A 20,209-nucleotide genomic window follows, 5' to 3' on the forward strand; every position below is an offset into this window, starting at 1 on the left:
CCGCCGGCAAAGCCGTCCGATCACGAGGAGCTGACCCGTGGGCGGGGAGGTTGCCCCCTCACTTCGCCGAAATATGCCGGTTCAGCCGCCGGCGATTTGCGCTGGTCTTGCGGGAGATCACGCCGGTCCAGGCGCGGCCGGCGGCGACCATGGCGCCCATCGGGTCCATCGGGTCGCGGGTGATGGCGGCGCCGGCGGCGGCGGTGGCGGCAACCTGGGCCTGAAGGAAGGCGGCCGGCTTTTCGGCGATCATGCGCACTTCCTCGCCCGCCGGGCCGGTCTGGAACAGGCTCATGCCGGTGCGCATCATCATCACCGTGCCCGCTTCCAGCCACAGACGCACCAACGATCCCATCAGCGCTGCATCGGCAGCACCGCCGCTTTTATATCTCGTCATTCGACCCCGCCTCGCGACTGCCCAGGTTCTGCCGTGATCTGCGCGCGCGTTGTTCGCGCGTCGCGGCCGGTCCTCCCGAACCGGCATCCTCTCAAGCCGTTGAGTGTGCCCTATCCCGCAGGATCATGCGAGCGATTGCAGATGGCGGAACCTGCAGGGCCGGGCTGCGCCGACGGCAGGGGCCGGACCACGTGCATAGCATCAGCCGCGCATGTCGGGGATCAGGCGGTGCGCAGCTGCCGGATCAGGCGTTGCAGGCCGGGATCGCTGCCGGGCAGCGGCTGGCCGCCGCCGCCGCCGTCGGGTTGGCCGGCGGCGCGGGCCTCCAGCGCGGCGCGGCGGGCATCGCGGGGCGACAGGCCGAAGCTGCGGCGAAAGGCGCGGGCGAAGGCGGTGTCGTCGGTGAAGCCCCAGTCATAGGCGATGTCCGACAGCCGGCGATGGGCCTGGGCCGGATCGGTGATCGCCGCGAAACAGCGCCGGAGCCGCCGGGCGCGGATATGGGCGACCACCCCGCCCGAGCTTTCGAACAGGCGATAGAGGGTTGGGCGCGAGATGTGGAAACGCTGCATCAGCGCCTCGGGCGTCAGCTCCGGCGAGGTCAGATTGGCATCGATGAAGCGGTGCATGGCGCCGAGCACGGCATCGCGCACGCCGTGGCGCACCACCTGGGCGGCCTCGCCGTCGGTGGGGCCGGCCAGCGCCATGGCCCGGCGGAAACAGCCGGCGATCAGCCCGGCCGTGCCTTCCAGCACCGGGCCGGCCTCGGCCGGATCGATCAGCGCGCCCTGGGCCACCAGGCTTTGCAGATGGGCGGCCAGAATGCGGCCGGGTCCTGAACTGCCGTCCAGCACCAGCCCGTGCAGATCGTCGGGCGTGTCGACCAGCGGCGCCAGCAGGGTGCGGGGCAGCAGCAGGGTGACGTTCCGGAACCGCCCGGCATCGGTCTGCATGGTCCGCGACAGGTCGAACAGGCAGACATCGCCCGGGCGGACCGCCATGTCGCGGCCCTCGGCCTCTCCGTCGAAGCCACCCTGGCGGTAGAGCTGCACCAGGAAATGATCCAGGCCGCCCCGGGCGATGGTGCGGCCGTCGCGCCGGAAGCGCTGGCCGCCGGCATGGGTGTCGGTGACGACCGCCTGGCCGAAATCATGCGCGACGATGCCGCCCCGGAAGGGATCCCCGCCATCGCGCGGGCGCGAGACGTCGAACAGGCCGTCCAGCGCCAGGCGCCAGCCTTCGAAGGCGGCATCATGGGCCCCGGCATCGGCATCGAACAGCCGGACCACGCCGGCCGCCGGTGCGGGGGCGGATGCGGGCTGGTCCGGGCGGGGAACGGAAGGGTTGGGCACGGTCGGTGGTCTTTCATAACGGCCGCCGCGGATCGAGACGCGGGGCCGGGTATCTGAGACGCCGGGCCGGGTTTGCCGGCGGCGCCCGGGCTATGATAACGCCCTGGCACGCCCGTCGTCTCCCCCCAACAGATGTCCCGGACGTGCCGTTCCAAGGATCGTCGTCATGTCGAACGTCGCACAGTCTGAAACCGCCTTCCCGGTTCTGGAAGCGCTGGCCCGCAGGATCGCCGCCGATTACGCCCTGGCCGAACGGCTGGTCGCCCGCGCCCGCAGATCGGGGCTGAACGCCGCCGCCCTGGCCGAAGGTCATGACCTGAAAGACGTGCCGCTGCTGACCGCGGTGGCGCGCATCGCCGATGCCTTCGACGAGGTTCTGGCCCGCCGTCGCAGCCTCGCCGACGCCCCGCCCCAGCCGGCCTGAGAATCTCACCCACCCTGAGAAACCAGGCGCCCTGAGAAATCACGCACCCAGGGCATCGAGCAGGGCGGCGGCAAGCCCCCGCTGCCCGTCGGCCAGACCGCGCCGGCGGGCGGTTTCCTGCAGCGCGGCCGTCGCCTCGATGAACAGGCGGTACTGCCCGGCATTCTGGGGCACGTCGCGCGAGGGATCGTCGAGCAGCTGGCGGCAACGTGCCGCCGAGGTCGAGGTGAAGGCCCGGCAGGCCGGCGGCCGCACGTCATAGACGGTGCAGCGATCATCGGCGCCCAGAAGCGGGCAGCGCCGCCTCAGCCGCGCCGGATCGGCCATGGCCGCCGCCGCCCTTGCCGCGTCGTCCAGTTCCGCCACCAGCTGTGCCCGCGCCTCTTGCGGGCGGGTGGCGAGGATATGGGCCGCCATCGCCTCGGCCACCCCCGGCGGCACCGCGACGAACAGATGGCAGCAGGCGGCACAGCCGCCCGTGCAGGCGAGCGCCGGCTGGCTGGGAAAGGCCGCCCGGAAGGCGGCCACGGTCGCCTCGGCCATCGCCATCGCCTCAAGCGCCGCATCCGCCATCGTTTCCGCCTGATCGAGCCGCCGGGCGAGTGCGGCGCGAAACCCCCGGAAGATCGCCTCGTACCGCCCCGACAGGCTGCGGGTCAGCGCCCCCAGATCGGCGATGTCGTCGAGAACGGGGGTGAGCGGGTCTGGCTGGGGATCGGGCATGGGCGGGATCTCTGGCTGGGCGCGTGGCGATGATGGTCACACCGGCCGCGCCGGCCGTCCAGCGGATTGAGCCCCCTCCATGGACGCCCCCTATGGCCGGGCGCTTGAGAGAGCGCGGTCGATGCGCGCCGCGCGCGGCTGCATCCATCGCCAGATCCAGGCCATGGCCAGCATGGTGAACAGCCAGGCCAGCACCACATCCGACAGGAAATGGGCGCCGAACAGCACGCGGTTGCCCGCAATCATCATCAGCACGGGGACGAGGATCAGGGCGGCGATCCATCGCAGCCGCACGGGCACGAAGACCAGAAGCGACAGCGCCGCCGCAGCCCCCGCGGCCTCTCCCGAGGGGAAGGAACAGTTGCGCGCACAGGCGGCGGAAAACTGCCAGACCGGGGTGAAATCCGCCGCCCCGCCGGACTCGATCAGCTGGCGCGGCCGGGCGCGGCCGATCAGGGGTTTCAGGGTCTCGGCGATCAGCAGCGGGCCTGCGGCAAAGCTCATCAGCACGAAGAGCGGCTTGTGCGGCCGGCAGACCGCATGGCGCCGGGGCAGAAACCGGTGCGCCAGGATCAGCATCAGCATCAGGCTCAGAATCCAGACCGGGCTGCGGAGGCCGAATTTTCGCACAGCCTTCAGAAACGGGTCCTGCGCCAGAACGAAGACCGATCCTTCGGCAACACCGTGTGAAACCGCAAGGTCGATCGCGGGGAAGATCATGAAGACGAAGCTGATGCAGATGATCGCTCTGGCGATGACGGCCGGCGCCCTGTCGATGCCGTTTCGGGTGCCGTGCCGTGACAGGGGGGCGGAAGCTTCGGGCAGATAGCCCGGTAGGGCGGGTCGCATGCCGGCCTCTCCTTGGGGTGGAACGGCCGCAGGCTGAGGCGCGATTGTCAAGAAACGGCGAAGACCGGATCAAGATCCTGTGCGGACCCGGCCGGCCGGCCACCCGGGCATTGTCGGCAAGGGGCGAAGCCCGTATGGTCCGGCGTCGCTGATGGCGACGACGACCCGGTCAACGGCGGCAAGGTATTGGATATGGAGAATAATCTTGTCCTCCTGGTCGAGGACGAGCCGGCGATTGCGCGGATCCTGGACGGATATCTGGCGCGCGAGGGCTTCCGGACCGTTCAGGCCGCCGATGGCGAAACCGCCCTTCAGCATCACGCGCTTCTGAAGCCCGATATCGTGCTGCTGGACGTGCGCATCCCGAAGATCGACGGCTTCGCCGTGCTGGCCCGGATGCGGCAGACCAGTTCGACCCCGGTGATCATGGTGACGGCGCTTGCCGATGATATCGACCGGTTGAGCGGCCTGCATCTGGGGGCCGACGACTATGTCGTGAAGCCGTTCAACCCGCAGGAAGTGGTGGCGCGGGTCAAGGCCGTGCTGCGCCGGACCCTGGACCGGCCCGATGCCGTGCTCCGCCGCTTCCGGACGATCGAGGTGGATTTCGGCAGCCATGCGGCCTTCGTGAACCGCGACGGCGAGCGCCGGCTGCTGTCGCTGACGCTGAGCGAATTCCGGATCCTGGCGCATATGATCCGCCACCCGACCCAGGTGTTTGCGCGCGCCGACATTCTGGATGCCTGCCTGCCGGAAAGCGATGCGCTGGTCCGCACCGTCGACACCCATATCTCAAATCTGCGCCGCAAGCTGGAAGAGATGGGCGAGACCGGCTTTTTCCCGGCGGTGCGCGGCGTCGGCTATCGCCTGGCGGACCCGCAATGAGCCGGCCGACGCGTCGGCGGACATTCCGCGCCCTGCCGCTCGCCACCCTGACCGCGATCGCCATTGCGACCATGCTGATGCTCAGCGTCGGCATGGCCTATCTCGGCGTCACCTGGTATTCCGCCTATCTGGAAGACAGCATCAATCGCAGCCTGCCGCCCGAGGCGGCGCTCGCCTATACGCGCGTCTACGAGGGGCTGGTGCCCGACGAGGCCGGGCTGAAGACGCTCATCGATCATCTGGAGACGGCATCGGCCGCGGCGGATCTGAAGGTGCAGATCGCCACCCTGGCCTACAGCCTGCTGTCGGCGCTGATCTCTGCCATCATCGGGGTCTATCTGGCGCGGCGGATCGCCCGGCCGCTGGAAGACCTGACCGCGGCGGCCGATGTTCTGGGATCGGGCGATTTTTCCGCCCGCGTCGCCGCCTCGGCCGGCAGCACGCGCGAGGTGGAAAGCCTGGTCCAGACCTTCAACACGCTGGCTGCGAACCTTGAGCGGATGGAGACGCGGCTGCGTTTCAACAATATGGCGGTCGCCCATGAACTGCGCACGCCGCTGACGGTTCTTCAGGGCGGGTTGCAGGGCATACTCGACGGCGTCTTCCCGATGGACCGGAAGATGCTGGCGGATCTTCTGCTTCAGGTCGAAGGTCTGGGCCGGATCGTCGAGGATCTGCGCACCCTGTCGCTGGCGATCGGCCAGCAGCTGGTGATGCAGCGCCAGAGGCTGGATGCGGCCGGGGTGGTGGCGGCGGTTCTGTCGGCCGCGCGGCCGATGCTGGAGGCCGACGGCCTGACGGTCGAAACCGATCTTCAGCCGGCCCCCGTCTCCGCCGATCCGTCCAGGCTTCGCCAGGCCGTGCTGGCGCTGGTCGACAATGCCCGCCGCTATGCAGCCGACGGCGGCTGGCTGCGCGTCGAAACCGCCCCGCTGCCCGATGGCGGCGTGGTCATCCGCCTGCTCGATCGCGGCCCCGGTTTCCCCGAAGACATGGATGCGGTGGCGATCAACCCGTTCTGGCGGGGCGATGCCTCGCGGTCGCGCGCCACCGGCGGCACGGGGCTGGGGCTTTCGGTCGTCCAGGCCATCGCGGTTGCCCATGGCGGACATCTGACGCTGGCCAACCGCCCCGAGGGCGGGGCCGTGGTCGCGATCCATCTCCGCCCGGCATAGCGCCCCGCTACCGGTACCGGCACCTCTCTTCCGTACAGCCTCTGCCCGACATGCGCGCCGCATCGGCGCGCGTGCCGAATTGGCGTTGACATCAGTCCTCAATAAAATAAGCTGATCATTACGGGGAACATAAGTCCATTACAAAAGACATGCGGGCCTGAAGAGGCGGGATGGCGAGGCTGGGGAGCAGGCTCGTCGGCGCTCCGGTCGTGGGTGCTGCATGGCCGCCCGATGCGGCGGTGCACAGAGGAGGCATTGGACATGCGGTTCAACAGGCGTTTCCGCAGGGTCGACAGAGGGGCGACGGGGAAGGGGGCAGGGCGCAATCTTGCCGCCGCCGCCGTCGTGCTGGCGGCCATGGCGGGGCCGGCGCAGGCCGAAACCCTGACGGCGGTGATGCATTCGGGGCTGCGCATGCTCGACCCCATCGTCAGCACCGCGCATATCACCCGCGATCACGGCTATATGGTCTATGACGTGCTGGTCGCGGGTGATGGCGAGGGCGTGGTTCGCCCGCAGATGGCGGATTGGAGCATCTCGGACGACAAACTGGTCTATACCTTCACGCTCCGCGACGGGTTGCGCTTCCACGACGGCGCGCCGGTGACGGCCGCCGATGTCGTGGCCTCGCTGAAGCGCTGGGGCGCGCGCGACGGCGCCGCCGCCTTTCTGATGGCCGCCACGGCCGGCATCGCGGCCGAGGGGGACGACAAGGTCGTCTGGACCCTGACCGCGCCCTTCCCGCTGCTGCTGGAGGTTCTGGCCAAGCCGTCCTCGGTGCCGGCCTTCATCATGCCGGCGCGGGTGGCGGCGACGCCCGCCGATCAGACGATCACCGATTATGTCGGCTCCGGCCCCTTCGTGTTCTCGGCCGCGGATTTCCAGCCGGGGGTGAAGGTCGCCTATACCCGTTTCGACGGCTACAAGCCGCGCAGCGAGCCGGCCTCGGGGCTCGCCGGGGCCAAGGTCGTCAATGTCGACCGCGTCGAATGGGTGACGATGCCCGACAACCAGACCGCGATCAGCGCACTGATGGGCGGCGAGGTCGACCTGATCGAGAACGTCCAGATCGATCTGATCGACATCCTGAAGTCGAGCCCCGATGTGACGGTGGAGACCCGCGATCCGCTGGGCTATCAGGTCTTCGCGCGGATGAATTTCAAGCATCCGCCCTTCAACGATGTCCGCCTGCGTCGGGCGGCGATGGCGGCGCTTGGCCAGGAACAGGTCATGGCCACGCTGATCGGCAACCCCGACTACTATAAGCTGTGTGGCGCAATCTTTGGTTGTGGAATGCCGCTCGGCAGCGAAGCGGGGTCTGAAAGCCTGAAGGCGGGCGGCGATCCGGCCCGGGCGCGACAGATGCTGGCCGAGGCCGGCTATGACGGCACGCCGGTGGTGATCATGCAGGCAACCGATCTGGGCACCGTCGGCACCGCGCCGGTGGTGATCGCCGCCGCCCTGCGCCAGGCCGGGTTCAAGGTCGACCTTCAGGCGATGGACTGGCAGACCCTGGTGTCGCGCCGCGCCAGCCAGAAGCCGCCGGCCGAGGGCGGCTGGAACATCTTCACCAGCTTCATCAGCGGCATCGAATCCAGCACGCCGCTGATCAACCCCATCCTGCCCTCGACCGGCGATACCGGCTGGTTCGGCTGGGCGAACGATCCCGAACTCGAAGCCCTGCGCGCCGCTTACCTCAAGGCCGACGGGCCGGAGGCGCAGAAGGCGGTGGCGCACCGGATCCAGGAACATGTGCTGGACCAGGTGATCTTCGTGCCGCTCGGCAATTATCCCTTCGTGCAGGCGCGCAGCAACCGGCTGACCGACATGCTGCCGACCGCGGTTCCGGTGTTCTGGAACCTGAAGCTCGCCGACTGATCCATCCGCCGGCCCGGCCCTGCCGCCCTGCGGCGGGCCGGGCACCTGCCGCGCCCGGAGCCCAAGCCCATGCCAGGCTATATCGTCAAACGCATCCTCGCGGTCATTCCGGTGATGGCGATCGTGGCGCTGATCGTCTTCCTGATCCTGCGCCTGACGCCCGGCGACCCGGCCGCGATCATCGCCGGCGATGCCGCCACCCCTGAACAGATCGAAAAGCTGCGCCAGACCATGGGCCTGAACGAGCCGATCTACATGCAGTTCATCCACTGGGTGGGGCAGCTGCTGCAGGGCAATCTGGGCACCTCGCTTCTGTCGGGGGCCCCGGTCAATGCGCTGATCGCCGACCGGATCTGGCCCACGCTGAACATCGCGGTGCTGACCATCATTCTGTCGGTGGCGATCGCCGTGCCGCTCGGCACCTTCGCCGCCTGGCGCCATGGCCGCATCGGCGACCGGGTGGTGATGATCATCTCGGTCGCCGGGTTTTCGGTGCCGGCCTTCGTGGTCGGCTATGTGCTGATCAAGATCTTCGCCGCCGATCTGCGCTGGTTGCCGGTGCAGGGCTATCGCGCGCCCTCGGCCGGTTTCGGCGAATTCCTGCGCCACGCCATCCTGCCCGCGCTGACGCTGACCGCCGCCTATGTCGCGCTGACCGCGCGCATGACCCGCGCCAGCCTGCTGAACGTGCTGGGGGAGGATTTCATCCGCACCGCCCGCGCCAAGGGCGTAGGCGAAACCCGGGTTCTGCTGCGCCACGGCCTGCGCAATGCCGCGGTGCCGGTGCTCACCGTGGTCGGCACCGGCTTCGCCATGCTGCTCTCGGGCGTGGTGGTGGTGGAAAGCGTGTTCAACATCCCGGGCATCGGCCGGCTGACCATCGATGCGGTGATGGCCCGCGACTACCCGGTCATCCAGGGCATGATCCTGCTGACCAGCGGCCTGTATGTGCTGGTCAACCTGCTGATCGACCTTGCCTATACGCTCTTCGACCCGCGGATCCGCTATTGATGGCACAGATGTTTCGTTCGATCCGTCAGATGCCGGCACTGATCGTCCCCGGCCTGGCCGTGCTGGTGCTGGCGGCGATCGTGCTCGCCACGCTTCTGGCGCCGCTGCTGGCGCCGCATGATCCGCTGGCGCTGTCGCCGCTGAACCGGCTGAAACCGCCGGGGGGCGATTTCCCGCTCGGCACCGATGCGCTGGGCCGCGACCTCCTGTCGCGTGTGCTTTATGGCGGCCGGGTGTCGCTGCTGATCGGCATCGGCACCGCGGCGGTCAGCATCATGGCCGGCCTGGTCATCGGCCTGGTTGCGGGCTTCTTCCGCACCGCCGATGCGGTGATCATGCGGGTGATGGACGCCTTCATGGCGATCCCGCCGGTGCTGCTGGCGGTGGCGCTGGTCGCGGTCCACGGCGCCAGCGTCCTGTCGGTGATCCTGGCGATCACCTTCTCTGAGATCCCGCGGGTGGTGCGGCTGGTGCGCTCGGTCGTGCTGTCGGCGCGCGAGGAACCCTATGTCGAGGCGGCGACGACCCTGGGCACGCGCATGCCGGTGATCCTGTGGCGGCATCTGATGCCGAACACGCTGGCGCCGCTGATCGTGCAGGGCACCTATATCTGCGCCTCGGCGATTCTGATCGAATCGATCCTGTCCTTCCTGGGCCTGGGCATCGGCACCGAAACGCCCAGCTGGGGCAACATCATGGCCGAGGGCCGCAGCTATTTCCTGCTGAAGCCGTCGCTGATCTTCTGGCCGGGGCTGCTGCTGTCCCTGTGTGTGCTGGCGATCAACATTCTGGGTGATACGGCGCGCGACATGCTGGATCCGCGCATGCGCCGGCGGGAGGGCTGAGCCGATGACGAGCCGATTCAAGACCGCCTGCTTCGACGGGGCCGACGAGGTGCTCGCCATCGACCGGCTGTGCATCGACCTTCAGACCGCCGCCGGCCCCCGGCCGGTGCTCGACGACGTCAGCCTGAAGATCAGGCAGGGCGAGACCGCCTGCCTGGTGGGCGAGAGCGGATCGGGCAAGTCCTTGACCTCGCTTGCGATCATGGGGCTGCTGCCGCCCGGTGTGCTGAAGGTGCGATCCGGCCGGATCACGCTTGAAGGCACCGATCTTCTGACCCGCAGCCCCCGCCAGCTGCGCGGCCTGCGCGGCGACCGGATGGCGATGATCTTTCAGGAGCCGATGACCGCCCTCAACCCGGTGATGCGGGTCGGCGACCAGATCGCCGAGGTGCTGGATACCCATGCCAGACTGAAGGGACCCGACCGGCGCGCCCGGGTGCTGGAAGCGATGGAACAGGTGCATCTGCCCGATATCGCGCGGATCTTTCGTGCCTATCCGCACCAGCTGTCGGGCGGCCAGCGCCAGCGGGTGATGATCGCCATGGCGCTGATCCTGGAACCGGCCCTGCTGATCGCCGACGAGCCGACCACGGCGCTGGATGTCACCACCCAGAAGCAGATCCTGTCGCTGATCGCCGGGATGCAGCGCGCCCACGGCACGGCGGTGCTGTTCATCACCCATGATATGGGCGTGGTTTCCGAAATCGCCGACACGGTGCATGTGATGCGCCAGGGCCGGCTGGTCGAGACGGCCCCCGCCGACCGGTTGTTCCGCGCGCCCGGGCACGACTATACCAGGGCGCTGCTGGCGGCGGTGCCGAGCCTGCGGCCGCGTGCGGCCCGGGATCCGCAACCCCGCCCGCCGGTGCTCGACGTGGCGGGGCTGGGCAAGACCTATCGGAGCGGCGGCTTTCTGAAACCCGTCTCGGCGAAACGGGCGGCCGAGGATGTGAGCTTCGCCCTGAGGCCCGGCCGGACCATCGGTATCGTGGGCGAAAGCGGCTCCGGCAAGTCGACGGTGGCGCGCTGCGTGATGCGGCTGATCGACCCCAGCCAGGGCCGGATCAGCCTGGCCGGCACCGACATCACCCGTCTGAACCCCGGGGCGATGCGTCGGCGGCGCCAGAAGATCCAGATCGTGTTTCAGGACCCGTACCGCTCGCTCAACCCCAGGCGGCGGATCGCCGACAGCCTGATCGAGGGGCCGATGAATTTCGGCCGGCCGCGGGACGAGGCGCTGGCCCGGGCGCGGAGCCTGCTTCAGACCGTGGGGTTGACGGCCGACGCGCTGGACCGCTATCCCCATCAGTTCTCGGGCGGGCAGCGCCAGCGCATCGCCATCGCCCGGGCGGTCGCCATGGAGCCCGAGGTGATCGTGGCCGACGAGGCCGTGTCGGCGCTCGACGTCTCGGTGCAGGACCAGGTGCTGAAACTGCTGGAACGGCTGCAGGACGAGCTGGGCATCGCCATCCTGTTCATCACCCATGATCTGCGGGTGGCGGCCCAGATCTGCGACGAGGTGATCGTGATGCAGCAGGGCCGGGTGGTGGAACAGGGCCCGGCCGGCCGGGTGCTGGTCGCCCCGCGCCATGCCTATACCCATGCGCTGATCGACGCCGCCCCCGGCCGCGGCTGGGATTTCGCCGCCTGCCGCGAAATTGCGCCCCTCCGGCCGGGTGCATAACCTCCAACCGGGTCCGTAACCTTCCCTCTCATTGTCTTCTGTCATCGGGGATCTGATTTTCATGAAGGATTGCATCGTTCTGGGCGCCGGCATGGTCGGTGTCGGCACGGCGCTTGCGCTCCAGCGGCTGGGGGTGGCGGTGACGCTGGCCGATCGCCGCCCGGCGGGCGAGGAGACCAGCTACGGCAATGCCGGCATCATCCAGATGGAGGCGGTGGAGCCCTATCCCTTCCCCCGCCAGACGGGGGAGATCCTGTCGGCGGCGCTGGGCTTCAACGACAAGGTCCGCTGGCGGGCGGGATCGCTGCATCGCTGGGCCTGGCCGGTGCTGCGCTATTTCCTGGCATCGGCCCCCGCCAGCCATCGCCGCATCGCCGCGGTCTACAGCGCAATGATCCGGCAGGCCGGAGAGGATCACGCGCCGCTGATCGAGGCGGCCGGCGCCGGAGATCTGATCCGCCGCGACGGGTTTCGCGACGTCTATCGCAGACCCCGGAGCTTCGATCGGGCGGTGCACGAGGCCGAAAGGCTGCGGCAGGATTTCGGCGTGGTGGCGCGGATCGAAACCGGCCGGGACCTCGCGCAGGCCGAGCCCACGCTCCGCATCGACCTTGCCGGCGCGGTGCACTGGACCGATGCCTGGAGCTGCGCCGATCCGGGTGCGCTGGTCGCCGCCTATGCCCGGCTGTTCAGCGCGCGCGGCGGTGCCACCGTCATCGCCGATGCCACCACCCTCCGCCAGACCGGCAGCACCTGGCGGATCGACGGCCCGGACGGGCCGATCGAGGCCGAACATGTGGTGGTGGCGCTGGGGCCGTGGAGTGCGGACCTGCTCCGGCCGCTGGGCTATCGCGTGCCGATGTTCTTCAAGCGCGGCTATCACCGCCATTTCACCGGCGGCCGCGGCCCCGACCTGCCGCTGATCGATGCCGATCGCGGCATCGTGGTGGCGCCGATGCGCAAGGGGCTGCGGGTGCTGACCGGCGCGGAACTCACCGACCTGACCGCCGGCGCCACCCGCCACCAGATCGACCGCGCCCGCATGGCCGCCGGCGAGCTGTTCGACCTGGGCACCCCGGTCGAATCCGAGGCCTGGTTCGGCAACCGCCCCTGCATGCCCGGCATGCTTCCGGTTGTGGGCCGTGCCCCGCGCCACAAGGGCCTGTGGCTGAATTTCGGCCACGGCCACCAGGGCTTCACCCTGGGCCCGACCACCGGGCGGATGCTGGCGGGGGAGCTGGCGGGGAATGAAAGGGTGCCGGGGGAGTTGGGGTTGGGGGGGTGAGGGGTAGGGGCTCCTGAAGATCGCCCCTGGGTGGCCCATTCATCATTCTGCTCCAGGAGATTGGCGCCGAAGAGCCTTGTGATGGCAGCCCCGCCCGGAAAGATGCCGACGACCTCGGTAGGTGCTTGATCTCGCCGTTCCGGCGCTCGACGCTCAGGGCGGCAAACCGTTCCCGGCCTCTATGACGCAACGGAGCGGTAACGCGCAGCCAGTGGGGATGACCGGCGCTGCCTCGCCACCGTGATCACGGCCGGTGGGGAAGCGCATCGGCTTCGCCATCGTCTGGCACGATCGCCGAAACGCCCTCCCGTTCCGGACTGGTGACGCGCCGCCCCTGTCGTCGCCGGACAGGGCGCCCCATTGACAGTATCTTCTGAAGTAATTACGTTGTAATTACATAGGAGGATTTGGCGATGAAAGTGAACCTGATCCCGATCGGCAATTCCAAGGGCGTGCGGATTCCCAGCTCGGTCATCAAGGAATGCGGCTTCGGCGACGAGATCGAGATGCGCGTCGAGCACGGCGTCGTCGTGCTGGCGCCGGCGCGAGGCACACGCGATGGCTGGGACGGCGCGTTCGCGAGGATGGCCGCAGCCAAGGACGACCTGCCGCTTGTCCCCGACACGATGGAGCATGACTGGGACGAGGAGGAATGGGAGTGGTAGCCGATGTCCGACGCTATGATGTGTATCTGGTGAACCTCGACCCGACGGTTGGCTCGGAGATCCAAAAGACCCGGCCGTGCCTGGTCATCTCACCGGACGAGATGAACCGCCACATCCGCACGGTCATCATCGCGCCGATGACCTCCGTGCGACGTGACTACCCGACCCGCGTCGATGTCACCTTCCAACGGAAGAAGGGACAGGTCGTGCTCGACCAGATACGGACGGTGGACAAGGCGCGCCTTGCAAAGCAGCTCGGACGCCTGCCGGAGCCACGTTGCCGCGAGGTCGCGGAGCTGCTCCAGCAGATGTTTGCTTACGAGTAGCAGATGTTCGGTGTGGGACAGGCCTAGGGTCAAACCCCAACCTCTTGATGATGAGATCATCATGTGACTGGTTGGGTTTTGACCCTAGCCATGTATCCTCCCAAACTGTACCATCATGTGATGAGACAGTCTCGCTAGGGGCATCAGTTTTATGTCTGAACTGAAATTTGAGATTTTGATAGATGAATCTCTTTCTTCAGTAACATCGCTGGCACAGCTTACAGGAATAATTAATAATCATGTAATTAGCCTGATAAATGATTTTGAAGATGCGAAATGGCGTTATCCAAAATTTCAGAGCTACTTGTGGGATAATATCGCTCAGACGGCCCTATCTGAGAAAGAGCGATCTTCTCTTATTAATCAAAGTCATAGTAGTCTGGTCGCAGCGGCTCAGAATCTGAGGCTTACAGACAATGATGAGATTGGGCAAGGCAGTGAAATTGCCGAAGTCTTTTTGTATGGACTGATGCGTCATCGTTTCGGCGCACTGCCCGTTGTCCCGAAAATTTTTTATAAGCAGAATGTTCAGGATAACGCCAAGGGGGCGGACAGTGTTCATATCGTCATTGATGGAGACGATTTCACGCTGTGGTTTGGAGAGGCAAAATTCTACAATTCCATTGAGAATGCTCGCTTGGATTCCGTCGTCACCTCGGTCATGAATTCGCTTTCGACGAACAAGTTAAAAAAAGAAAATGCTATTATAACCAGTGTATCTGATCTCGATAATATATGTGATCTCGACGGCCGACCTATCGCGCCAAACCTTCTCGTCAATATAAAAGCTGCTTTGGACAATAGAGAGTCCATCGATAATTTGAAGGGGAAAATTCATATTCCAATTCTATTATTGCACGAATGTTCGATTACCGCGGGTGCAAGAGAGCTAAGCGACGCCTACAAGGCGGACATTATCAAATTTCATAAAGACCGCGCGGACGCTTACTTTCTTAAGCAAATTGAAAAATCGGGTTCGGTCCACAAATATGATGATATAAATTTTCATATCATCCTGTTTCCAGTCCCTAGCAAGAAGAAAATCGTCAACGCTTTTGTCCAAGCTGTCGCCTTCTATAAGGAGCAGAGCTAATGGATATTTTTGACACCTGCTACGAAATCAACAGGCTTCTGACGCTTAAGAACGAGATCTCCGCCAGAAATCTCCTGATCCGCCTACTGGCAGACCTTGATCAGTCAAAAATCCCTTATCCGCAAGTGGTCAATCATATGATCCGCGCAACGGGGTTATTCCCCTACCTGCAGCTGGAGAACGCTTCATGGGATCAGAAATATGTTCATCATGCATTTGAAGTTGATGTTGGTCGGCGCGTAGCAACACTCCACCGTGAACAGTCGAGTGTTCTCGCCAAGCTTTTTGATGGTAAGAACATAGCGATAAGCGCTCCGACTAGCTTCGGCAAGAGTTTCATCATTGATGCATTTATCGCAGCCAAAAGGCCGAGCAATGTAGTGATTATAGTTCCTACTATCGCCCTAATGGACGAAACGCGCCGTCGTTTATTTAAAAAATTCTCCGAAGAATATAAAATCATCACAGCACCAGATACGAAACTTGGAGCGAAAAATATACTTATATTTCCCCAAGAACGTGCCTTTGGTTATCTGAAGGCGCTTGATAGTATAGACTTGTTAGTGGTCGATGAGTTTTACAAGGCCAGCCGAAAACATGACCGTGATCGTGCGCCCGCCCTCATCAAAGCAATCTTGAAGCTCTCGAAGAAGGCGAAGCAGAGGTATTACCTTGCACCAAACATCAAAAAATTGAGCGAGAACGCCTTTACTCGCGATATGGAATTCATCGAACTGCTTGATTTTAATACAGTATATCTCGATATTAGGGAACTATATAAAGAATTTGGAACAGATGAAGCCAAAAAAGGAGAAAAGTTAATTGATTTGATTTCTCCGCGAACACAAAAATCATTGATATATGCTGGGTCATATTCCGAAATAAAAAAAATATCGAAACTCGTCATATCAGAAATTCAGCCTGTTGAGCGTACATATACAAGCGCTTTTGCCAAGTGGCTTAGGCAGAACTATCAGTCGGACTGGAGTCTGGCCGACTTAGTTGACCGTGCGATTGGGGTTCATAACGGCAGTATGCATCGTTGCCTCAGCCAGCTACAAATACGTCTTTTTGAGTATGATGATGGATTTGATAGTATTGTATCTACTTCTTCAATAATAGAAGGAGTTAATACGTCCGCACAGAATGTCGTTATCTGGAAAAGCAAACTAGGAAATACAAATATCAAGGATTTCACATACAAGAACATTATTGGACGAGGTGGTCGAATGTTTAAGTATTTCGTCGGAAATATATACCTTCTTGATGCTCCACCGAAATCTGAGGAGATTCAACTTGATATCGATTTTCCAGAAGAAATACTTGGAACCCTTGATGAGATGCGGGATTCGGATCAACTCACAGAGCGACAAGTGGAGCGAATAATTGAATATCGCACACAAATGTCCGCGATCATTGGCGAGGAAAATTTTGTGCGCATAAAGCATGAAAACATCCTGCAAGATAGTGATGCGGATTTCTTGCTCCGGCTAGCAATGGATATGAGAAATGATCCCGACGATTGGCGAGGATTCGGTTATCTCAATTCCGAAAACCCCGAACATTGGGACCAGATGCTTTACAAGGTTCTACGGCTTAAGCCCGGGAATTGGGACACACAATTTGGAAAAATTGTGAAGGCAACTAAGGCAATGGCCCGCAATTGGGATCGCGATTTACCTCAAATAATATCAACCCTTAAAGGCGATGGCATCGATATCGACGATTTTTTTAAGCTCGAACGAACCATGACATTCAAGCTGGCGGCCCTTCTGAGCGATACAAACGAACTTCATAAGATGATTGTCAGTCCGTCGGTCGATATTTCTGCCTTTATAGGCAGAATGAGCAGTGCATTTTTACCTAGTGCAGTTTACCATCTTGAGGAGTATGGCCTACCACGCATGATTTCCAAAAAAATTCATACATCCGGTTTGATTAACTTTCAAGATCCTGGCATGGACTTATTGAGGGCAATTGAGCGCTTTAAATCTCTCGGAAAGGATAAAATATTAGCGATTAGGTCACTTGACCGCTTTGACCGCTACGTAGTTTGTTTCTTTTTTGATGGAATTACGCTTGATGATCCGGAGCCAACGAAAAAGGTAGTCTAACCACTAGGTTTTTCGCGGGTGCACTAACGCTTACACCCGGACGAACAGGTCGGATGTGAAGCCGGTCCTCGGCTGCCTTCATCGACGGCGAAAGCGTCAAAATCACGAAACCCGGCGGATTGCGCGCCCCATCTGCCTCCTCCCCAGCTCAAGCCCCCCTCTCAACCCCCCCAACCCCCACCCGATCATGAAACAGATGCCCATAAGCCCGGTCGCCCATCGGCCAGACGGCGGCGCGGAGGTAGCCCGACAATTCGTCGGCGCCGCGGCGCAGGATGTCGAGCAGGTCGTTCTGGCGGGCGTCCAGGTCGGCCTGGGGCAGGATGATGCTGAGGGTGGCGACGCAGTGGCCGTGGCGGTTCAGGATCGGCACCCCGGCCGTGCCGACATAGCGGTCGATCAGCCCGCGGGCGATGAAATGGCCGTCGCGGCGGGCCTGGTCGATTTCGGCGCAGAAGGTCTCGAAGGGCAGGATCTCGCCCGAGCCCAGGCGGAAGTCTTCGTCCGGGATGTTGCGGCGGATCACCTCGCGCGGGATGTCGGCCAGTTGCAGCCGCGCCGAGCCGGTGATCGGCAGGGGATAGCGCGAGCCTTCCACCGTGCGCAGATAATTGCGGCTGCGGCCGGTGGCCGAAATCAGCACCAGCTGCTGCCAGCTGTCGGCGATGTTGATTTCGGTGACCACGCCGGCCTCGCTCGCCACCCGCTGCACCACCTCGCGGGCCACCGGCTCGAACCGCGCATTGCGTGAATAGGCGAGGCCCAGCAGCCCCACCCGATGGCCAAGGCTGATGGTGCCGCTGTCGTCCTGGGTCAGCCAGTCGCGGGCGACCAGCTGGTCGACCAGGGAATAGATCGTCGAGCGCGGGCAGTTCAGCGCCTTGGCCAGCGCATTGCGGCTGACGGGTTTCGTCTCCGTCTCAAGATGTTCCAGAATGTCGAGAATGCGGTCGGTGCCCTTCGCACGCTGCATGAATGCGGTTCTTCTTCCGGTTAAAGAGGTGTCTGTGGCGCAAGCTGCGCGGCGATGGCCGCGCCGTCAAGCCGGCCGGCCTCTGCAATCAGGACCAGGCGGCAGCCTTCCGGATAATCTCCCGAAAGCGGTGCCAGCGTCACCCTTTGTCCGACCATCTGGAGAAGCCAGGTCTGGCCGGGCTTTTCCGTGAAGCGGAAGATCCCCTTGGCGCGGACCAGCACCGGCGCCAGCGCGCCGATCAGCGCCTGAAGCGCCACCAGGCTGACGGGGCCGGCACCCTGCCAGGTGGTGGTGGTGAAGCGGCTGCCCGCATGGCCCCCCTCTCCCTGGCCTTCACCGGCGGCGGTGGCGCTGAAGCGTCGGCCGGGCAGGGCGGGGAGATCGGGGCCGCCATCCAGCAGCAGCGCCACAGGCAGGGGTTCGCGCGCCGTGTCGATCACCGGCGGCTTGGCCCCGGGCGACAGGCTGCGGGCCAGATCCGCCGCCGCCGCCCCGTCCAGCCCGCCGGCCTTGGTGAGGACCACGAAACTCGCCGCCGCCAGCTGCGCCTGCCAGAGCGGATCGCGGCGCCGGGCCGGGTTCGCCGCCAGATCCTCGGCATCCACCACGCAGAGCACGGCATCCAGCCGCGTGCTCTTCCACAGCACCGGGTCTGACAGCGCCTGGATGATGCCGGCGGGGTCGGCCACGCCGCTCGCCTCGACGACGATGTGATCCGGTGCAGGATCGCGGGCGAGCAGCAGTTTCAGGGTGCGCAACAAATCGCCCTGCAAGGTGCAGCACACGCAGCCATCGGCCAGGCCGACGACGGTATCGGTGCGGGCGCGGATCAGCTCTTCGTCGATGTTGATGGCGCCGAAATCATTCACGATCGCGGCGATGCGCCGACCGCCGGCATCGGCCAGCAGGCTGTTGATCAGCGTGGTCTTGCCCGCCCCCAGCCAGCCGGTGACGACCAGGATGGGGACGACCAGGACGGGGACGGTTGCAGGCGGGGTGGTCATCGCGGATCGCTCCGGATCGGCCGGCCGGGGCGGGCGTCGCGGACCAGGTCGCCGCCGCTGATCACCGCCTCGCCATTGACCAGAACATGGACCATGCCCTCGGCCGGCAGATGCATGGCTTCGAAGGTTGCGCGGTCCTGCACCCGGGCCAGATCGAAGACCACGATATCGGCATCGCAGCCGGCTTGCAGCCGGCCCTTGCGGCGGAAGGCGCTGCTGCAGCTTTCCACGATCTGCGCCGGGATCAGCGAGCATTTGGCCATGGCTTCGACCAGCGGCACCACCTCGCGCTCCCGCACCCATTGGGCCAGGAAGCGGGTGAAGGTGCCGGACGAGCGGGGATGCGAGGATTTGTCCGCCGGCAGCGGCCAGTCCTCGCCGTCATAGAGCGAGCCGTCGGGGTTGCTCCACGGCACGGCGTCGGAGGCGATGGCGCCGCCGGGGAAGGTGACCGAGATATCGAGCAGCTTCGTGTCGTGCGGGTCGTCGGTGTCGAGAAAATGCCAGAGCACCAGGGATTCGGGCGCCTCGGCACGGGCCGCGGCCAGTTCGTCGCGGTCGGCGAAACGCCGGCCGGTGCTCACCACCTCGATCGCGCCATAGCCGGTGCCGGTGCGCTCGGCGAAATCGCTCTCCATGAAGAAGCCGGCGCTGAGCACGGTGGAGCCGGTGCCATAGGGATAGGCTTCGGTGGTGACCGGCAGGCCCTGGGTCTGGGCGGTGCGGATCAGCCCGGCCGCCTCTTCGATGTCGCGCAGGCTGGTGCTGTTCAGATGGCAGATATGCATATGCGCGCCGGTCGCACCCGCCAGGCCGATCAGCTGGACATAGGCCTGCACCGAGCTTCTGGGGTCGATATTCGACATATAGGCGATATGGGTATAGGTCGGCCGGTCATAGGCGGCGGCGAGCGCGCAGATCCGGCTCATCTCCTTCAGCCCGGCGCCCGAGGCATAGCCATGGGGAATGCCGATGCCGAGCGCGCCCTCGTCCAGCCCCCGGCGGGTGAGGTCGACGATGGTCTCGGTCTGGGCGGGGGTGGCGGCATCGACCGACCAGCGCATGTCATCGGCGCCTGCGCCCATCATCGCGATCGGCGGCAGGCCGCCGGTCAGATCCAGCCCGATCATCGCCGCCTTGCGCGCAAACAGCCAGGCGGCCGCCGCGCCGTAATTCAGCACCCGGCCGGCCGCCTGCTGCCGGTCATACCAGGCCCCCACCGGCAGGGCACCCACCTCCAGCTCCAGCGCCGTGGTGACGCCGTCGAAGGCCTGCATCCGGTCGGCCGGGATCGACTGGCCATGGGCATGCAGATCGATGAACCCCGGCGCCACCACCAGCCCCGCCGCATCGATCTCGCGCCGCCCGGCCGCGAGCGCCGGCCCCACCGCCGCGATCCGGTCGCCCGTGATCCCGACATCGGCCACGGCATCATGCCCGGTTTCCGGGTCGACCACCCGCCCCCCACGAATGACCAGATCGAACACTGCGGCGTCGGCCATATCCCGTGTCCCTTATAAGAG

The 20,209-nt window shown here is 64.7% G+C and carries 19 protein-coding genes and 1 pseudogene; 12 read left to right on the forward strand and 8 right to left on the reverse strand.

Features of this window, described 5'->3' with window-relative positions:
- Positions 1 to 58: 58 nt before the first annotated feature.
- Both P7L68_RS03360 and P7L68_RS03365 read right to left on the reverse strand, forming a co-directional pair.
- A complete protein-coding gene (locus tag P7L68_RS03360; protein WP_345959446.1) occupies positions 59 to 397 on the reverse strand; it encodes a hypothetical protein in 339 nt (112 codons plus the stop codon).
- A gap of 221 nt (positions 398 to 618) precedes the next feature.
- Positions 619 to 1,749, reverse strand: coding sequence for a helix-turn-helix domain-containing protein (locus tag P7L68_RS03365; RefSeq protein ID WP_371999735.1), 1,131 nt, complete (start codon positions 1,747 to 1,749; stop codon positions 619 to 621).
- 166 nt (positions 1,750 to 1,915) lie between these two features.
- Here P7L68_RS03365 and P7L68_RS03370 point away from each other — a divergent pair, with 166 nt between their 5' ends.
- Positions 1,916 to 2,173 carry a hypothetical protein gene (locus P7L68_RS03370; protein ID WP_371999736.1) on the forward strand — a complete coding sequence of 86 codons (258 nt, stop codon included), beginning with the start codon at positions 1,916 to 1,918 and terminating at the stop codon, positions 2,171 to 2,173.
- A 39-nt stretch (positions 2,174 to 2,212) separates the two neighbouring features.
- Here the strand turns inward: P7L68_RS03370 and P7L68_RS03375 are convergent, their stop codons facing one another.
- Together P7L68_RS03375 and P7L68_RS03380 are read right to left on the reverse strand one after the other, a co-directional pair.
- Entirely contained in the window at positions 2,213 to 2,896 is a 684-nt protein-coding gene (locus P7L68_RS03375; RefSeq protein WP_371999738.1) for a YkgJ family cysteine cluster protein, read from the reverse strand.
- A 90-nt stretch (positions 2,897 to 2,986) separates the two neighbouring features.
- Complete coding sequence (locus P7L68_RS03380; RefSeq protein ID WP_371999740.1) at positions 2,987 to 3,745, reverse strand: phosphatase PAP2 family protein; 759 nt, start codon at positions 3,743 to 3,745, stop codon at positions 2,987 to 2,989.
- Positions 3,746 to 3,937: 192 nt separating this feature from the next.
- Between P7L68_RS03380 and P7L68_RS03385 the strand changes: the two genes are divergently transcribed.
- From P7L68_RS03385 to P7L68_RS03415, 7 genes are all read left to right on the forward strand, one after another.
- Positions 3,938 to 4,630 (forward strand): response regulator, encoded by a 693-nt coding sequence (locus P7L68_RS03385; protein ID WP_371999742.1) that lies wholly within the window; start codon positions 3,938 to 3,940, stop codon positions 4,628 to 4,630.
- Positions 4,627 to 5,805, forward strand: coding sequence for an ATP-binding protein (locus P7L68_RS03390; RefSeq protein WP_371999743.1), 1,179 nt, complete (start codon positions 4,627 to 4,629; stop codon positions 5,803 to 5,805). Before P7L68_RS03385 ends, P7L68_RS03390 begins: the two co-directional genes overlap by 4 nt.
- 261 nt (positions 5,806 to 6,066) lie before the next feature.
- Positions 6,067 to 7,683, forward strand: coding sequence for an ABC transporter substrate-binding protein (locus P7L68_RS03395; RefSeq protein WP_371999745.1), 1,617 nt, complete (start codon positions 6,067 to 6,069; stop codon positions 7,681 to 7,683).
- 69 nt (positions 7,684 to 7,752) lie between these two features.
- Positions 7,753 to 8,694: an ABC transporter permease gene (locus tag P7L68_RS03400; RefSeq protein WP_371999746.1), complete on the forward strand. Its 942-nt coding sequence runs from the start codon at positions 7,753 to 7,755 to the stop codon at positions 8,692 to 8,694.
- Positions 8,695 to 8,702: 8 nt separating this feature from the next.
- Complete coding sequence (locus tag P7L68_RS03405; RefSeq protein WP_371999952.1) at positions 8,703 to 9,539, forward strand: ABC transporter permease; 837 nt, start codon at positions 8,703 to 8,705, stop codon at positions 9,537 to 9,539.
- Between the two features lie 4 nt (positions 9,540 to 9,543).
- Positions 9,544 to 11,223 (forward strand): ABC transporter ATP-binding protein, encoded by a 1,680-nt coding sequence (locus P7L68_RS03410; protein WP_371999747.1) that lies wholly within the window; start codon positions 9,544 to 9,546, stop codon positions 11,221 to 11,223.
- A gap of 61 nt (positions 11,224 to 11,284) precedes the next feature.
- A complete protein-coding gene (locus P7L68_RS03415; protein WP_371999749.1) occupies positions 11,285 to 12,508 on the forward strand; it encodes an NAD(P)/FAD-dependent oxidoreductase in 1,224 nt (407 codons plus the stop codon).
- A gap of 26 nt (positions 12,509 to 12,534) precedes the next feature.
- Here P7L68_RS03415 and P7L68_RS03420 read toward each other — a convergent pair.
- Positions 12,535 to 12,659, reverse strand: a pseudogene (locus tag P7L68_RS03420) (transposase); the annotation flags it as partial.
- Between the two features lie 262 nt (positions 12,660 to 12,921).
- Between P7L68_RS03420 and P7L68_RS03425 the strand changes: the two are divergent.
- The 4 genes from P7L68_RS03425 (at position 12,922) to P7L68_RS03440 (ending at position 16,706) form a co-directional block, all read left to right on the forward strand.
- The gene (locus tag P7L68_RS03425) at positions 12,922 to 13,173 is read left to right on the forward strand and encodes an AbrB/MazE/SpoVT family DNA-binding domain-containing protein (RefSeq protein WP_371999751.1); all 252 of its coding nucleotides are present in this window, start codon (positions 12,922 to 12,924) and stop codon (positions 13,171 to 13,173) included.
- Positions 13,161 to 13,499 (forward strand): type II toxin-antitoxin system PemK/MazF family toxin, encoded by a 339-nt coding sequence (locus P7L68_RS03430; RefSeq protein ID WP_371999752.1) that lies wholly within the window; start codon positions 13,161 to 13,163, stop codon positions 13,497 to 13,499. The genes P7L68_RS03425 and P7L68_RS03430 overlap by 13 nt, the downstream gene beginning before the upstream one ends.
- A gap of 151 nt (positions 13,500 to 13,650) precedes the next feature.
- On the forward strand, positions 13,651 to 14,592 hold the full coding sequence (locus tag P7L68_RS03435; protein WP_371999754.1) for a DUF1837 domain-containing protein: 942 nt from the start codon (positions 13,651 to 13,653) through the stop codon (positions 14,590 to 14,592).
- On the forward strand, positions 14,592 to 16,706 hold the full coding sequence (locus tag P7L68_RS03440) for a DEAD/DEAH box helicase (RefSeq protein WP_371999756.1): 2,115 nt from the start codon (positions 14,592 to 14,594) through the stop codon (positions 16,704 to 16,706). Before P7L68_RS03435 ends, P7L68_RS03440 begins: the two co-directional genes overlap by 1 nt.
- A gap of 148 nt (positions 16,707 to 16,854) precedes the next feature.
- Here P7L68_RS03440 and P7L68_RS03445 read toward each other — a convergent pair whose 3' ends face one another.
- From P7L68_RS03445 to P7L68_RS03455, 3 genes are read right to left on the reverse strand one after another with little or no spacing between them, the layout of a single operon-like run.
- Positions 16,855 to 17,679, reverse strand: a complete 825-nt coding sequence (locus P7L68_RS03445) for an IclR family transcriptional regulator (RefSeq protein WP_371999757.1) — start codon at positions 17,677 to 17,679, stop codon at positions 16,855 to 16,857.
- A gap of 20 nt (positions 17,680 to 17,699) precedes the next feature.
- A complete protein-coding gene (locus P7L68_RS03450) occupies positions 17,700 to 18,686 on the reverse strand; it encodes a GTP-binding protein (RefSeq protein WP_371999758.1) in 987 nt (328 codons plus the stop codon).
- Entirely contained in the window at positions 18,683 to 20,188 is a 1,506-nt protein-coding gene (locus P7L68_RS03455) for an amidohydrolase family protein (RefSeq protein WP_371999759.1), read from the reverse strand. Before P7L68_RS03455 ends, P7L68_RS03450 begins: the two co-directional genes overlap by 4 nt.
- Between the last annotated feature and the right edge of the window lie 21 nt (positions 20,189 to 20,209).

Source organism: Tistrella mobilis (assembly GCF_041468085.1).
Taxonomy (GTDB): Bacteria; Pseudomonadota; Alphaproteobacteria; order Tistrellales; family Tistrellaceae; genus Tistrella; species Tistrella mobilis_A.

What these genes read in the sequence shown, in the direction of transcription:
- P7L68_RS03385 (WP_371999742.1), top strand. Translation starts at nt 3,938, where the DNA reads ATGGAGAATAATCTTGTCCTCCTGGTCGAGGACGAGCCGGCGATTGCG.
- P7L68_RS03440 (WP_371999756.1), top strand. Translation starts at nt 14,592, where the DNA reads ATGGATATTTTTGACACCTGCTACGAAATCAACAGGCTTCTGACGCTT.
- P7L68_RS03370 (WP_371999736.1), top strand. Translation starts at nt 1,916, where the DNA reads ATGTCGAACGTCGCACAGTCTGAAACCGCCTTCCCGGTTCTGGAAGCG.
- P7L68_RS03430 (WP_371999752.1), top strand. Translation starts at nt 13,161, where the DNA reads ATGGGAGTGGTAGCCGATGTCCGACGCTATGATGTGTATCTGGTGAAC.
- P7L68_RS03405 (WP_371999952.1), top strand. Translation starts at nt 8,703, where the DNA reads ATGTTTCGTTCGATCCGTCAGATGCCGGCACTGATCGTCCCCGGCCTG.
- P7L68_RS03410 (WP_371999747.1), top strand. Translation starts at nt 9,544, where the DNA reads ATGACGAGCCGATTCAAGACCGCCTGCTTCGACGGGGCCGACGAGGTG.
- P7L68_RS03450 (WP_371999758.1), bottom strand. Translation starts at nt 18,686, where the DNA reads ATGACCACCCCGCCTGCAACCGTCCCCGTCCTGGTCGTCCCCATCCTG.
- P7L68_RS03435 (WP_371999754.1), top strand. Translation starts at nt 13,651, where the DNA reads ATGTCTGAACTGAAATTTGAGATTTTGATAGATGAATCTCTTTCTTCA.
- P7L68_RS03375 (WP_371999738.1), bottom strand. Translation starts at nt 2,896, where the DNA reads ATGCCCGATCCCCAGCCAGACCCGCTCACCCCCGTTCTCGACGACATC.
- P7L68_RS03360 (WP_345959446.1), bottom strand. Translation starts at nt 397, where the DNA reads ATGACGAGATATAAAAGCGGCGGTGCTGCCGATGCAGCGCTGATGGGA.
- P7L68_RS03415 (WP_371999749.1), top strand. Translation starts at nt 11,285, where the DNA reads ATGAAGGATTGCATCGTTCTGGGCGCCGGCATGGTCGGTGTCGGCACG.
- P7L68_RS03380 (WP_371999740.1), bottom strand. Translation starts at nt 3,745, where the DNA reads ATGCGACCCGCCCTACCGGGCTATCTGCCCGAAGCTTCCGCCCCCCTG.
- P7L68_RS03455 (WP_371999759.1), bottom strand. Translation starts at nt 20,188, where the DNA reads ATGGCCGACGCCGCAGTGTTCGATCTGGTCATTCGTGGGGGGCGGGTG.
- P7L68_RS03425 (WP_371999751.1), top strand. Translation starts at nt 12,922, where the DNA reads ATGAAAGTGAACCTGATCCCGATCGGCAATTCCAAGGGCGTGCGGATT.
- P7L68_RS03390 (WP_371999743.1), top strand. Translation starts at nt 4,627, where the DNA reads ATGAGCCGGCCGACGCGTCGGCGGACATTCCGCGCCCTGCCGCTCGCC.
- P7L68_RS03400 (WP_371999746.1), top strand. Translation starts at nt 7,753, where the DNA reads ATGCCAGGCTATATCGTCAAACGCATCCTCGCGGTCATTCCGGTGATG.
- P7L68_RS03445 (WP_371999757.1), bottom strand. Translation starts at nt 17,679, where the DNA reads ATGCAGCGTGCGAAGGGCACCGACCGCATTCTCGACATTCTGGAACAT.
- P7L68_RS03395 (WP_371999745.1), top strand. Translation starts at nt 6,067, where the DNA reads ATGCGGTTCAACAGGCGTTTCCGCAGGGTCGACAGAGGGGCGACGGGG.